This is a genomic window from Proteiniphilum acetatigenes DSM 18083, from assembly GCF_000380985.1.
Lineage (GTDB): Bacteria > Bacteroidota > Bacteroidia > Bacteroidales > Dysgonomonadaceae > Proteiniphilum > Proteiniphilum acetatigenes.
Window position 1 is genome coordinate 202,727 of sequence record NZ_KB905694.1, and the last position, 14,905, is coordinate 217,631.

Here is a 14,905-nt window from a genome sequence, read left to right on the forward strand (position 1 = left end):
TATAATACACCTTAAAATATAAAATGATGTACAAATCAGATATAACGATCGCGTTGATCATCCTTTTTGCGGCTCTCTTCGCTTCTTGTAGCGACAATATGGGAACGCCCGATGATCGGCTGACAGAGGTAACCTCTCTGATTGAACCGATGAATGCCAGGGAGGTGGTTTTGGAGCCCTCTGTCTCTGCTTCACTCTATTTCGAATGGGATTATATCAACCACGCCGAGGCAGGCGTGGCGACTTACCGGATCGCTTTCGACAGTGCGGATGGCGATTTCTCCAGTCCTATTTATATCATTACGGCGGATAATAACGGTTTGTCAAACCATGTCACTGTCTCTCACAGAGATTTGAACAAGATCGCCGACAAGGCAGGCATCAACCCTTCCGCCACCGGTACGATCAAATGGACCGTACTTTCTTCGAAAGGAACCAAAACGATAAAATCGTCACAGGAGCACAGTCTTGTCATTACCCGCTTAGCAGGTTTTGAGGATATCCCCATGGAGCTTTTTATTACCGGCGAGGCCACCGAAAGAGGTGCTGACATCGCTAATGCCATCGCGATGAAAAATCTTGCCGAGGGAGAATTTGAGATCTACACCCGGCTGACGCAAGGTCAACCATTCAAATTCGTCAGCGGCAGATCAGGCGAATACACAACATACTCCTTAACAGAGGACAACATTGTGGTAGACGGAACTTCGGAGGTACCTGTTACCGGCGTGTATAAATTCTACCTCAACTTTGAAATCGGTTCCTACTCGATGAAGCATATCACCAAAGTGAGCCTCTTCCTTAATTGGGCTCAACGATATATTGAGTTACCCTACATCGGTTCCGGCGTATGGGGTGTGACCGATTACGAGATCAGCGGGCTCTCTGGCAACGACAATACCGACGACCGTTACAAATTCCGTATGGAGAGCAGCGAGGGAGAGACCGAGTGGAGAGCAGCCGATAATGACAGCAAACCTACCGGAGCTCCCGAATATTACTATATGGTTGAAAGGACAAATGTGACACAGTGGACAGACGGGCAGATATGGAAATCACCCGCCACCGACGGATGGAGCGGAAAAAGATATGATGTCACCTTCTCGCTTAACCCGGATGGACCCTATACCCATAATTTAGTTATTAAATAAGAATCATTAAAAAAATATCCAGTCCAAAGGGAGTTTCTTACAACTCTCTTTGGGCAAGGGATACAACTTTTGAATAAAAATCATCTCTTATGAAGAAAAAATATCTCTTTTTAATTATGCTGATAATCCCTCTCTGGTGGTCTTGCGGGAAAGAGGATATACCGGCTAATGGAGAGGACGAAGAGGAAGAAACAATCGATTGGAACGTTGCAGCTAATGCGAGCAGCATGGCTCTGATCAATCAATTCTGGAACAGTGGAGGAAACTATTTCAATACCGACAATAGCGGTAACACTACCTTTCAGTATTGGCCCAATGCACATGCACTCGATGTATTGATTGATGCCTATGAACGTACCAGTAATACCGAATACAGCACTTACTTCGATCAATGGTTCCAGGGGGTGAAAGTACAGAATGGCAATACATGGAATAACGATTTTTACGACGATATGGAATGGAACGCACTGGCCTTACTCCGGGCATATAAGGCCACCAGCGATGCCAAATACAAGGATGCGGCACTGGAGTTATGGGGGTATATCAAAGAAGGTTGGAACGATAATGCCGGCGGCGGGATTACCTGGAAAAAGGGCATGGAATACAGTAAAAACGCCTGCTCTAATGGTCCTGCAGCTATCCTTGCTGCTCGCCTCTATCAGGAATTTGGCAATGAAGAAGATAGAGAGTGGGCCATCAGAATCTACGGCTGGCTCAAGTCGACCTTGGTGAACACCAACACGGGCGCAGTCTGGGATAATATCAACTCCAATACCGGAGAGATTAACAAAGAGTGGGTATTCACTTACAATCAAGGCACCTATATCGGCGCGGCAGTTGAGTTACATAAGATATTCAACGAGAAATCCTATCTCAATGATGCAGTCAAAGCGGCCGATTATACTATCGGCAGTCTGGTGGAAAACTCTGTCCTCAAAAGTGAAGGTACTGGTGACGGAGGGCTTTTCAAAGGCATCTTTATCCGCTACTTCACCGATTTGATCCAACAGGAACGACTCGACGCACCTATCCAGAGAAGGTATCTTCAGTTTATGAAGTTGAATGCCGAGACCCTATGGGAACAGGGAACCACACAACCGGCTGTATTATTCGGACCTAACTGGCGTCAGAAACCGGGAACTTCCACGGGGCTGACCGAGCAACTCAGTGGCTGCATGTTGATTGAAGCCGCCGCCCTGTTAGAGAAAGAAGAATTATTCAATTAAGAATGATTATCTGTAATATCTCTTGGTACAATATGGTGTACAGGAACGGAGAAACAGGAAAACTTTAAAGAGGAGCGTGGCAAAATCGGCATTACCTGTAAAATAGACAATGGCACCAATCACTATTGGCTTGAAACTCGAAGTAAGTATATCGCTACTAATTAAATAATAAAAAACAGTATATTTGTAAAATGCGAGGTAGAAAATCTATGATCGGGTTCAACCATAAAAATACAATAGATGATAACAACGAAAAGAATAAAAGAATTTACAGGTTTAATTGTATGGCTTTTTACCGCTTCCCTCATGTATTCCCAGCAAAACGTGAATTACGATGAGTCGAAAATCCCTTCGTATGTGCTACCCGAGCTTTTGCAATGTGAGAACGGAAAGGTGGTCTCGACCATAGAGCAGTGGGAAACGCAGAGAAGGCCGGAACTGCTGGAGTTATTCGCTTCACAGGTGTATGGATGTAAGCCTGAGGGAAAGATCGACGTTACCTACGAAATACTGACGGGGAACCCTGGTGCGTTGGGCGGTAAAGCAACCGGCAAGCAGGTGAAATTTACTTTTTCCAATGGGAAGAAAAAAACAGAAGCTATCCTTCTGTTGTACATTCCCAATAAACCGGCAGGCAAAGTGCCTGTTTTTGTCGGCTACAATTTCAAAGGAAATCACAGTACTACTTCAGACACAACGGTTCTTTACTCTCCCGTTTTCCATCTGGTAAAAGAACCGGATCATCCGGATTGGGAAAGAGGGAATCAAACAAGCCGATGGAGTTACGATAAAATTATCGACCGGGGATATGCCGTGGCGACAATGTGCTATCACGATATTTATCCCGATAAACCGGAACTAAGAGATCACAGTATTGTCTCTCTTTTTCCGGAATATGATCCTGAAAATATCGTGGCCGACGAATGGCAGGCTATCGGCGCCTGGGCCTGGGGATCGAGCCGGATCATCGATTTTCTGGAAACCCAGGAAAGGATAGACAGTGACAAGATCGCCATCATGGGACATTCCCGGCAAGGAAAGGCTGCGCTTTGGGCCGGCGCCCAGGACAAGCGTTTTCGGATGGTGATATCCAATGATTCGGGTTGCGGTGGCGCGGCACTCTTCCGAAGGGAATTCGGGGAAACCATCGACATTATCAATAAAAACTTCCCACACTGGTTCTGTAAGAACTTTCATCAGTATAATAACCGGGAAGAAATATTGCCGGTAGACCAGCATCAGCTTATTGCCTTGATAGCGCCCAGAAAAGTGTATGTGGCGAGCGCCGAAGAAGATCTTTGGGCAGACCCCAAAGGTGAATTCTTATCCGCCTATCATGCAGGCCCGGTATATCTTCTCTACGGATTGACAGCCATCGATTCTGACAAGATGCCGCAATTGCATAAACCGATCATGGGAGACATAGGTTACCATATAAGAGCAGGCAAACATGATGTGACGGAATATGATTGGGAGTGTTATCTGGATTTTGCAGATAAGCATTTCAAGAATTAATTTGTTTTTAATCAACTTCAACAACATAAGATGAAACTAATTTCACCTATTATTCTCCTGTCGATCGTTTTATTCGGTTGCACAAGTACAGCAGAGAAAAAACTCACTGACTATGTAAACCCTTTCTTAGGTACAGCCACCCTATGGGAACCTGAGGATCTGGGATATGTACGTACCTGGGATGTACGTACCTGGGGGGCCGAAGTCTTTCCCGGAAGTTCCCTGCCCAACGCCATGGTGCAGTTGAGTCCCGTCACCCAGTTCCGGAGCGGAGCGGGATATCAATACGAAGATACGGTGATCTACGGGTTCTCACATACAAATAAAGGGCACTGGAATCTGTTGCATATTCCCCTGTTACCTGTTACCGGAGAGATTGCTCCCGGAAATTATGCCTCCGCTTTCAGTCATGATAACGAATCGGCTCACCCGGGCTACTATCAGGTATTCCTCGAAACATATAGTATCGACGTGGAACTGACTACTACCCTGCGTTGCGGATTTCACCGGTATACCTATCCCAAGGGGGAAGACAAAAAGCTGATTGCCGATATGACCCGTTCCAATAATCGGGTAAAGGACTGGAGCATCCAAAAGGTAGATGAGTATACTTTTTCCGGTTTTCAGGATGCCGAAGGAAAAATGTATTTCTATGCAGTATCCAATTATCCGGTAGAGGATATCCAACAGGTAAAAGACGATCAGCATGAAATTTCACTGGTAAATTTCGGGGAAAACCATCAGAAAGACCCGCTGGAACTCAAAATAGGATTCTCCTTTGTCAGCATCGAAAATGCAAAGATGAACTTAGAAGAGGAGATGCTGAATAAGAGTTTCGAACAGGTCCGTGAAGAGGCCGACAAAGAGTGGAACAGTTTGCTGTCGAAGATCAAAGTATCAGGTGGTAGCGAGCGTGAAAAAGGGATCTTCTACTCTACCCTCTATCGCTCATTCCTCTGGCCTGCCCTGCGCAGTGATATAAACGGGGATTTCACGGATGAAACAGGAGAAATCGTCAATGAAGGATTCCGTTATTATACCAATCCATCGTTCTGGGACGACTATCGCAACAAGTTGGTATTACTGGCTATGTTATCACCCGATGTGACCACTGATATCATCAAATCGATTACCGACAAAGGGGAGAAAAGAGGCGGTTATATGCCTACCTTCTTTCACGGTGACCACGCCTCGGTATTCGTGGCGGGCAGTTATCTTCGCGGCATCACCGATTTCGATCTGGAACGTGCTTACAGGCTGTTGCTGAAGAATGCTACTGTACCCGGACGTGGTGGAAGGCCTTATCTGGACGAATACATCGAACGGGGCTGGATCGCGGAAAAAGATACCACCAACGTACCTACATGGGATGAATACAAAGCGGCTGTTACCAAAACAGTGGAGTATGCCTATGATGATTATGCAACCGCTTTAATTGCAAAAGAACTGGGTGATGAGGCGAATTATTCGTTACTGATGGAACGTTCCAACAATTATAAGAACCTGTTCGACCCATCCACCGGGTTTTGGCGTGGAAAGATCGACAACGGAAACTGGATTGAGGACTTCGACCCCTACTATCCCTACTTCGCCTATATGTACCGGGAAGCGAATGCCTGGCAGTCACTCTTCTTCGCACCACACGATCCGGAAGGAATGATTGCATTGTACCCGTCTCATGAGGCAGTGAATCAGAAACTCGACTCTCTCTTTACCGAACCTTGGAGAGGGTATGAAGCGCATAATATGACCGGATTTATCGGTAATTACTGCCACGGTAACCAACCCTCCCACTCGATACCCTATACCTATTATTTTATCGACAAACAGGAGAAAGCGCAATGTGTACTCGACAGTATCATGGATCGCTTTTACGATATGGGCGCCGAGAAACTGGCTTATGCGGGCATGGACGATGCGGGTGAGATGTCGGCATGGTATGTGTTCAACGCCATCGGGCTGTATACCTATTCACCGGCCGATCCGGAATATATCATCTCTGTTCCCCTGTTCGACGAGGTAAAATTTTCTTTGGGTGAAAGCAGGGAATTTACCATCAGGAAGGAGGGCAACGGAAAGAAGATCCGACAGATCAGATACGGTAACGAAACCATAGACGGATGGTTTATTCGACACGACCAGCTGGCACAGGGCAAAGAACTGATAATAACTACTACTGAATAGTAAAATAACGGGTTGCTAATAACCTCATCTTATTCCAATTCTTTCCGCCAATAATGCATGGCAGGCAAGGGCTCTCCGAATCCGAGACTTTGATACAAATGTTGGGCGGAGAGATTATCCTTGCGTACTTCCAGTGTGATGCGACTGCATCCTCTTTTCCTGCCGATCGCAATAACCGCCTCAAGTAATTGTCGCCCGATCCCCTTGCGGCGATAACCGGGCAGAACGATCAGATCATGAATATTGATCATCGGACGGATAGTAAACGTCGAAAAATTTTCAAAAGCGACCAGCAGTCCACACACAGTCCGGTCTGCTTCAGCCAATAGGACGACAGAAGCAGGATGCCGTTTCAACCCGTTCGTTAACTCTATTTGGTCGGCTACCGATAAAAACTCTCCGCCGCCCATTTTATCTCCAATATAAGCGTTGATTAAATCGGCAAGCCCTTTTGTGTGATCTGGATTTGTATAATCGCATATTCTTATATTCACTTCAGTCATATCGTAGTGATAAATTCAGATTTAACATACGGTGCGAAAATACGGCAAAAATCCCAAATAATCATTACATTTGCACGAGTTTATTTAACAATGGAGTCAGGATATGAAACAATTTCTACTCTTCACATTGAGTTGTGTGATAGTCACTGCAGGCCTTCAGGCACAACAGCTCAAAGGTATTATTGTCAACAAAAAAGGAGAACCTGTTCCAAACTCAACCGTCTATATCTACGAAATTGCCAAAGGAATTGCTGCCGATAACCTCGGCGAATTTCAAACCACCCTTGAGCCGGGTACCTATACATGTGAATTTCGTTCCCTCGGATACGAGATTATCAAGAAAAACATAATAATGGGAAAGGAAAACCAGACTATCCGTGTAGAACTTCAGGAAACATCCTATATGCTGAAAGAGGTGGTGATTTATGCTACCGCCAGTAATGAAGACCCGGCCTGTCGCATCATGCGCAAAGCGATTGCCCATGCTCCTTATTACCGTTATCAGATAAAAGAATTTACATCGGAGGCCTATATAAAAGGAAGCCTGACTATCGATAAGATCCCGGGAATCCTTAAACGCGCCATGAAGGTCAATGACAATAACTTCGATATCAACTCCATCATAGGAAAACCGCTGGTAATGGAATCTAAGAGCAATATCCACTTTACATCACCTGAAACTTACCAACAAAATGTAATTGCACTGAAAAGTTCCATTCCCAAAGAATTCAACGTAGACAAAGGGTTGAGTATTATGACCTCAAGCATCTACAACGCTGAACTGAACGGACGAATCTCCCCGCTCGCTCCCGGAGCATTCAGGTTTTATGCCTTTAAACTTGAAAATGTAGATTACCAACCCGAGCATGTCATCAACAAGATCAAGGTAACTCCCAGAAAGAAAAACCCCAACCTCTTCTCGGGTTATATCTACATCCTGGAAGACACATGGAACGTATATATTGCCGACCTCGTCGCAAGTGAACTGGGCACTACCTTGCATTACCGCATCAATTACCACCAGGTGCAGCCTTCGGTCTACTTGCCCACCACCTATGATGTGAGTATGACTATGAATACGATGGGTGTAAAAGGATCAGGGAATTATTACGCATCAATGAAATACAATTTGGTTCAGGTAGATAAAAGCCGGAATACTGCTGCCGACAATGAAACAGTAGTACCTGATGAATCTGAAGAAGAGGAAATATCTCCCAAAAAGCAAAAAATATCGGATGAATTGGAGAAGCTGGCCCAAAAGGAAGAACTTTCTACCAAGGAGGCCTATAAGATGTCGAAATTGATGAACAAAATGGTGGAACCGGAAGAGGTGAAAAATCAACGGGAGTCGCTTGAGATAAAAGATATTGAAAAGGTAAAGATGAAAGTGGACACGCTGGCATGGAAGAGAGACTCTGCTTTCTGGACAAATATCCGTGAGCTGCCGCTTCGGGAAGATGAGTTGAGAAGTTACCAGATAAGGGATTCATTGTCGGGTGGTGACACTATTTCCGAAACATCCCTTGATAGGAATGAAGTGGTACTATCTATTGACGAAAATCCGAAAACCGTGTTCGGAAAAATTACGCAGGGAGGCGTATGGAAAATGAACCGGGATCTTTCACTCCGTTACGGCGGATTAATGGGTGGATTGAGAGAATACAATTTCACCGACGGACTTTGGCTTGGACAAACCCTTTCCTTGAATTGGGCCATCGATAAGAACCGGAATTTCTCGGTTTCTCCGTCGCTCCACTACGCCACAGCACGAAAAGAATGGTTATGGCATGTTTCCACCTCATTAAATTATGCACCTATGTCCCTCGGACGGTTTCATCTCTCGGCAGGACATATTTCCCGTGATGTGAATAGTGAAAACGGGGAGTCGAGACTGATGAACACCCTTGCAGCCATCGATCTGGGACAGAATTTCATCCGCTTTTACGACAGCCGGTACGTCAAAGCCGATCATTACATCGATATTGCCAACGGATTGCATCTGTATAGCGGCGCAGAAATAGATAAACGATCGGCACTGCGTAACCGAACCTCGTTTAATTTTATCGGCAAAGATGTTCCTGAAAATGTTCCCTCCGACGCCACTTTATATCCCAATCATACAGCTACAAATATTACGGTGGAACTCTCCTATACTCCACGATACCGCTACCGCATGAGAGAAGGTCAAAAATGGTATGTCTCCACCAAATATCCTACTTTTTCAGTTGTATACAAAAAAGGAGTCAATCTTTTTACCGACAATCCTGGACCACTTTATGACCGAATTTCCACATCGATCTCTCAAACTATTAAAGTCTCCCCTTTCGAAGAGATTGATTACCTGTTTTTGGGCGGCACGTTCTTATCGTTCGACAGGTTATACCCGAATGATCTCAAATATTTCAGGAATAACCAAATGCTGTTCACCGCGTCCGATTTTAACCGGAGTTTCAACCTGCTGGAACCTTATACCGCTTCAGGGGAATGGTGGATGGAAGGGCACCTGAATTATCAATCACAGTATCTCTTTTTGAAAAACCTGCCTTTCCTGCAACGTTTTTCCTTTGATGAAGCTGTTCATATGCACGGATTATCCACCGAAAACAGGAGATTCTACCTGGAAGGTGGCTATTCTATAGGGTTCCTCGGCTTGGGCAGAGTAGGAATTTTTACCGGTTTTACCGATAAAAAATTCGATCGTTTCGGAGTAAGGTTAAGTTATCCGCTATGGAATTTTATGGAAAAACCCCTTAAATAATTTTCTCTATAACCATAACATCCGATTTTACCTGTTTTTTTAATCGGCAAAAAACCTGGAAAGAATTTATTACTTTAATAAAAAAATAACCCTAAAATTACATAAATCATAATATTTCATGTCATTTCCTGAGAAAACAGAAATCAAAATAGTTTTTCTATCTTTCAAATTGATTTTTTCAACACTATTTTTTACGTATTTTCAGATTGTTAAAATATCAATTTGACAATTCGGATTAAAATATATTTTATATTTTTGTGCGAATTTTTATATTATAATTATATTAATGGGTGGAAAATTTTTGTGCCGAGGTAAGGCAGGAATAAAAATCACAACTATCCCTTTTTTGATAATCGAAGTTTAACGAGAATGTTTTTAAAGACAAGACAGTTTTTCTGTGCTGCAGTTTATTTTTTTTATACTATAAACAATATTTAATTATTAATTGATTAAAACAATGAGAATGAAAATGAAGAACTTTAAGAGTTTGAAAGGATTGTTCACGTTCCTTTTGTGTATGTGGGTATTTGCCGCATCAGCACAAAATCTGACAATCCATGGAGTTGTGACAGACTCGTATAATGAACCGGTTATTGGAGCAACCGTAGTAGTAGAAGGAAATACTACGCAAGGTACAGTAACCGACATCGATGGAAACTTCACATTGACGAATGTTCCTGAAAACGCCAATTTAATATTTAGCTATGTAGGATTACAATCGCAAACAGTTGCCGTGAACGGGCGCACAACTATAAACGTTACACTCAACGAAGATTCCGAGTTGCTGGATGAAGTTGTTGTAACGGCTTTGGGAATTAGGCGCGACAAAAAAGCATTAGGATATGCTATTCAGGAGGTAAAAGGCGAAGACATTGTGGCTGCACGCGAATTAAACGTAGCCAATGCCCTCTCCGGAAAAATATCGGGATTACAAGTCATCCGGTCCAACAATGGACCTGGAGGTTCTTCTAAAATTGTGATCCGTGGGAACAATTCGGTTACAAACCTGAACCAACCGTTGATCGTGGTAGATGGTGTACCTATGGATAACTTTACCGGGGCTAAAAATAACGACTATTGGAACCCTAGTGCCGACATGGGTAACGGTTTATCGGATATTAATCCTGAAGACATTGAGAGTATGACCGTATTGAAAGGAGGATCTGCTGCCGCACTTTATGGATCGCGTGCAGGAAATGGTGTAATCCTTATTACGACTAAAAGTGGACGCAAAACAGATGGATTAGGGATCACTGTTTCTTCTTCAATATCTGCCGAAACAATCTTCATGAATCCTGAATTGCAAAATACTTTCGGTCAGGGAAGCCAGGGAGCTTACGACCAGTTATCTTCAAGCAGTTGGGGCCCTGAAATTACCGGTCAGGAATACACAAAATGGAACGGTGAAACAGCAAGAATGCAAGCCTACGATAATATTAATAATTATTTTAACAAACCAGGTATTAATCTTACGGAAAACATTGCTTTCTCGCAACAATATAACAATGTATCCGTATATACCTCACTGGGACGGACCGATGACTGGAGTAAAATTCCGGGAGCAGACCTGAGTCGTACGAATCTGACAATGCGTGCAACCACTCAATTCGGACCGGATGACCGCTGGAGTACGGATGCCAAAATACAATACATTTCAACCGATGCCCGTAATCGTCCGGTCGGGGGAAGAAACGCATCAAATCCATTCTTCACGATGTATGCTTTGCCCCGTTCTCTCGATATCCGTGATTTCAGTAATCCGATAAATGAGCAGGGAAGAATGGTCTGGTATCAAGGGGGCACCACTCCTCAAATCAATCCTTACTGGTTGACTAAATACAGATTGAGCAATGATGTTCGTGAACGTTTCTTAATGCAGGGTTCGTTGAAATATCAATTTACCGACTGGTTAAACGGGGAAATCAAAGGGGGAACTGATATGTATTTTACTGAATATGATAACAGGACATACGGAAGAAGCCCGCTCTCTGAAACCGGACGTTATAGCTTCGGACAAGATAAATTCTTCGAAAATAATTTTAGTGCCCTCCTTTCTGCGCAAAAAGACAATGTTTTTGGTAAATGGGGACTCGGAGGTTCATTGGGAGGTAACCTTATGCATCGGAAAAAAACCGGAATAACCGCTGGACCGGATGAATTACTTGTTCTTAATCTTTTCACATTCGGCAATTCAAAAAACAAACTGGATGCCGAACGTGAATATAATGAAAAGAAGATCAACTCAGTGTATGGTACAGCACAGTTGAATTACGGCGGATATTTGTTTATCGATGGGACTTTCAGAAACGACTGGTCTTCTACGCTGCATCCGGATAACCGATCGTTTTTCTATCCCTCAATCAGCACCTCCTGGGTAATAAGCGACATGTTGAACACTGAAGGAAAGGGCATGCCGTCATGGTTTACCTATGCCAAAGTACGTGCATCTTTCGCACAGGTAGGTAACGACCTCGACCCCTATCAGCTTTACAATACTTATAGCATTGGTAAAGACCCTGAAAATAACGCGACAGCCGGAACCAATAATACATTGTATGATCCTACCGTACGCAGTGAGTTAATTTCGTCGTGGGAAGCAGGAACCGAACTCCGCTTTTTCAATAATCGCCTGGGATTTGATTTCGCCTGGTACAAGTCGAATGCACATCGTCAATTACTGAACCTGCCGATGGACCCGTTGAGTGGATACAACTTTAGAAAAATCAATGCAGGTAACATCCAAAACCAGGGGATTGAGTTAATGATCAATGCCCGTCCGGTGGAAACAAAAGATTTTGCATGGAACATACAGGCTAATATTTCCAAAAATAAAAATACGATCATAGAACTGACGGACGACGTAACACTCTATGAATTGGGCGGTTATGACAACCTTAAGGTCTATGCTACGGCAGGAGGGGCTTATGGCGAAATCTACGGGACAAAATTCAGAAGGGTTACCGACGAAAATAGCCCGCATTATGGGAAATTGATCGTGGACGGAAATGGACTTCCGCTCGGAACCACGGAAAGCGAAAAAGTCGGAGATCAGCAAGCCGATGTATTAATCGGATTAACCAACTCTTTCCAGTATAAAGGTTTTTCATTTAGCTTCCTTATTGATGCACGTATCGGAGGAGATATTTTTTCTGCTACAAACTTGTACCTGCAAAGTGCCGGAACAGCGGCTGTAACAGCACCCAATGGAAAACGTGAAGAATTTGTCGTGGAAGGAGTTTATCTTGATAACAACCAGCAATATCAGGTAAATACAACGCAGGTAACACCCCAGCAGTATTGGGAACGTGTAACTACAGCGACCGGAAATCTCGGTATTTCCGAAGCAAATATTTACGATGCAACAAATATACGCCTGCGTAACGTACAGTTAAATTACGACTTTAACCGTTCATTATTGACCAATACTCCATTTACCAGATTAAGAATGGGAGTTTCTGTAAACAACGCGTTAATGCTTAAGAGTCATCTCAAAGGAGTAGATCCCGAGTCGGTATTTGCCATTGGCACTAACGCCGTAGGTTTTGAAAATACGGCGCCTCCTACTTCACGGACATTCCTTTTTAACGTAACATTCGGTTTCTAATAAATTAAAATGACAACAACAATGAAAAAAAGGCAAATATTATATACGTTTTTAGCTGCAATCATGTTATTGGGTGCTTGTTCCGATTTTGAGGACATAAACAAAGATCCCAATGCAGCGAATGAGGATGACATTAAGGTGCAATACATATTAAATAAAGCGATCACCGATGCCCAACAAGATCCGCACATTGCGGAACGGGCTTTCGTATTGTACTGGAGACGGGCCGGACGGCAAGATCGTTCGGGCGGCATCAACCTGGGAACATACAACAACGATTGGAGTTCCGATTACTATCGTTATGTATCCGAATGGATGAGATCGGCCACACAAGCAGTGGATTTGGCCGAAAAGCAAATTGAAAAAGATGATTTTGCGGTAGAATATGACCGTCAGATGGCTAAAAACCTCAAAGAGGTGGCTCGTATTTGGAGAGCATATCTAATGAGTGAGTTTTCCGATAACTTTGGTCCACTTCCCATTGAAGCTTTCAAAGGAACCAATCCGGAATTTTCAAGCGTTAAGGATGTGTATTATTTCCTGCTTGACGAACTAAAAGATGCGACAGCCAATATAGATGTGAATGTAACACCCCAGGACGTGGATAAGAAGTTTGACCGTGCATATGAATTTAATTTCTCAAAATGGGTCAAATACGCCAATTCAATGCGTATGCGTCTTGCGATGCGTTTATCAGAAGTGGATGAAGCAAAGGCGAAATCAGAGTTTGAAGATGCTGCCCTCGGCGCTCTTATTCTGGACGCTAATGATATGTTTTCCGTACAGGAGCGTGATGGATGGGATCCTCTTGCAGGAGTTATGTCCAGACCGTGGAACGCTTTATTGATGAGTAATACACTAAACAATCTTATGATTAACTTAGGCGGTATAAAATCAGCAGACCAGTTGGATGCTTCATATTCTTCTTACATTAAACCTCAGGGATATATGGGTGTTAGATATCAAAACCATTTTTCTACCTATACAAACGATCCCTCAATCGGTTTTGTTTTCGATGGACTCCATTACTCTATCGACCCCCGGGCCTACCAACTTTACTCTATCCCGGGTGATTTCAGTAACTCTAACGCCCAATTTACATCAGAAGATGACTTAGGTCCTATTGAGAGATCTATTTTTACCGACAAAGACCAGAAAGAGGAAATAGCCAAAATAAATCTTGCGTTTACCTGGAATACGATGCCCGGGGGAAGCTGGGGTGATATGACTGCTATGAATCAGGTAATCGGTTCCCTTTACAACCCAATCCTTGTTAAAAAGTACAGGAATCATTCACAAAGACGTGTATTCTTTGCCGCCTGGGAAACTTATTTCTTATTGGCAGAAGCTTCCGTAAGAGGATGGGCAACGCCAGTTGCCGCTAAAGAGGCCTATGAGAGGGGAATAAAAGAAAGTTTGGAATACCACGGAATTGATAAGTTCTACGATTCGTATATTGCATCTACCGATTATAACCGCGTTGGAACCTCTGTAAAATGGGATCATACTACAGAACCACCCTCGACGGTTGAGGTGGATATTATAAACGGTTACACCAGGCAACCTGCCAAATATACTTATACATACCCGGTGGCGAGCCAAACATCTTACGGTAAAGCGCTGAACGATCAGATGACTAAAATCATCACCCAAAAGTTCATTGCCCAGAACCCGTGGTTACCACTTGAAACATGGAACGATTATCGTCGTTTGGGTCTTCCATTCTTTGAAAACATGGTAGTTGAAAATCCGTTGACCGACTTACCCGCATTAACTAAGGACAATGTGAAGACGACACAACAACGTGCATTTTTCCCGCAGCGTCTTAAATATCCGGCTTCACTTGAAAACAGTAATCCTGAAGGATATAAAAAAGCCGTGGAATTGCTGGGTGGTCCCGATGCTGTGTTAACACCGCTTTGGTGGGCTACACACTAACTGGTAGTTTAATTGATTGAAAATAG

8 protein-coding genes are annotated in these 14,905 nt (G+C 43.6%); 7 read left to right on the forward strand and 1 reads right to left on the reverse strand.

Translation table 11 applies throughout. From position 1 onward, the window contains the following. Nucleotides 1-23 precede the first annotated feature (23 nt). The 4 genes from F597_RS0105150 to F597_RS0105165 all read left to right on the forward strand — a co-directional run bounded on the left by F597_RS0105150 (nucleotide 24) and on the right by F597_RS0105165 (nucleotide 6,076). Nucleotides 24-1,151 (forward strand): SusE domain-containing protein, encoded by a 1,128-nt coding sequence (locus F597_RS0105150; protein ID WP_245541994.1) that lies wholly within the window; start codon nucleotides 24-26, stop codon nucleotides 1,149-1,151. An 89-nt stretch (nucleotides 1,152-1,240) separates the two neighbouring features. Beyond that, complete coding sequence (locus F597_RS0105155; protein ID WP_019538651.1) at nucleotides 1,241-2,377, forward strand: glycoside hydrolase family 76 protein; 1,137 nt, start codon at nucleotides 1,241-1,243, stop codon at nucleotides 2,375-2,377. Between the two features lie 240 nt (nucleotides 2,378-2,617). Next, nucleotides 2,618-3,892, forward strand: a complete 1,275-nt coding sequence (locus tag F597_RS0105160) for a glucuronyl esterase domain-containing protein (protein ID WP_019538652.1) — start codon at nucleotides 2,618-2,620, stop codon at nucleotides 3,890-3,892. 30 nt (nucleotides 3,893-3,922) lie between these two features. Next, nucleotides 3,923-6,076 carry a GH92 family glycosyl hydrolase gene (locus tag F597_RS0105165; RefSeq protein WP_019538653.1) on the forward strand — a complete coding sequence of 718 codons (2,154 nt, stop codon included), beginning with the start codon at nucleotides 3,923-3,925 and terminating at the stop codon, nucleotides 6,074-6,076. A gap of 29 nt (nucleotides 6,077-6,105) precedes the next feature. Here F597_RS0105165 and F597_RS0105170 read toward each other — a convergent pair whose 3' ends face one another. Continuing rightward, on the reverse strand, nucleotides 6,106-6,579 hold the full coding sequence (locus F597_RS0105170) for a GNAT family N-acetyltransferase (protein WP_019538654.1): 474 nt from the start codon (nucleotides 6,577-6,579) through the stop codon (nucleotides 6,106-6,108). Nucleotides 6,580-6,682: 103 nt separating this feature from the next. Between F597_RS0105170 and F597_RS0105175 the strand changes: the two genes are divergently transcribed. From F597_RS0105175 to F597_RS0105185, 3 genes are all read left to right on the forward strand, one after another. Beyond that, nucleotides 6,683-9,337, forward strand: coding sequence for a DUF5686 family protein (locus F597_RS0105175; protein ID WP_081624332.1), 2,655 nt, complete (start codon nucleotides 6,683-6,685; stop codon nucleotides 9,335-9,337). A 463-nt stretch (nucleotides 9,338-9,800) separates the two neighbouring features. Next, nucleotides 9,801-12,941, forward strand: coding sequence for a SusC/RagA family TonB-linked outer membrane protein (locus tag F597_RS0105180; protein ID WP_019538656.1), 3,141 nt, complete (start codon nucleotides 9,801-9,803; stop codon nucleotides 12,939-12,941). Nucleotides 12,942-12,962: 21 nt separating this feature from the next. Continuing rightward, the gene (locus F597_RS0105185) at nucleotides 12,963-14,879 is read left to right on the forward strand and encodes a SusD/RagB family nutrient-binding outer membrane lipoprotein (protein WP_026327151.1); all 1,917 of its coding nucleotides are present in this window, start codon (nucleotides 12,963-12,965) and stop codon (nucleotides 14,877-14,879) included. Nucleotides 14,880-14,905: the final 26 nt, after the last annotated feature.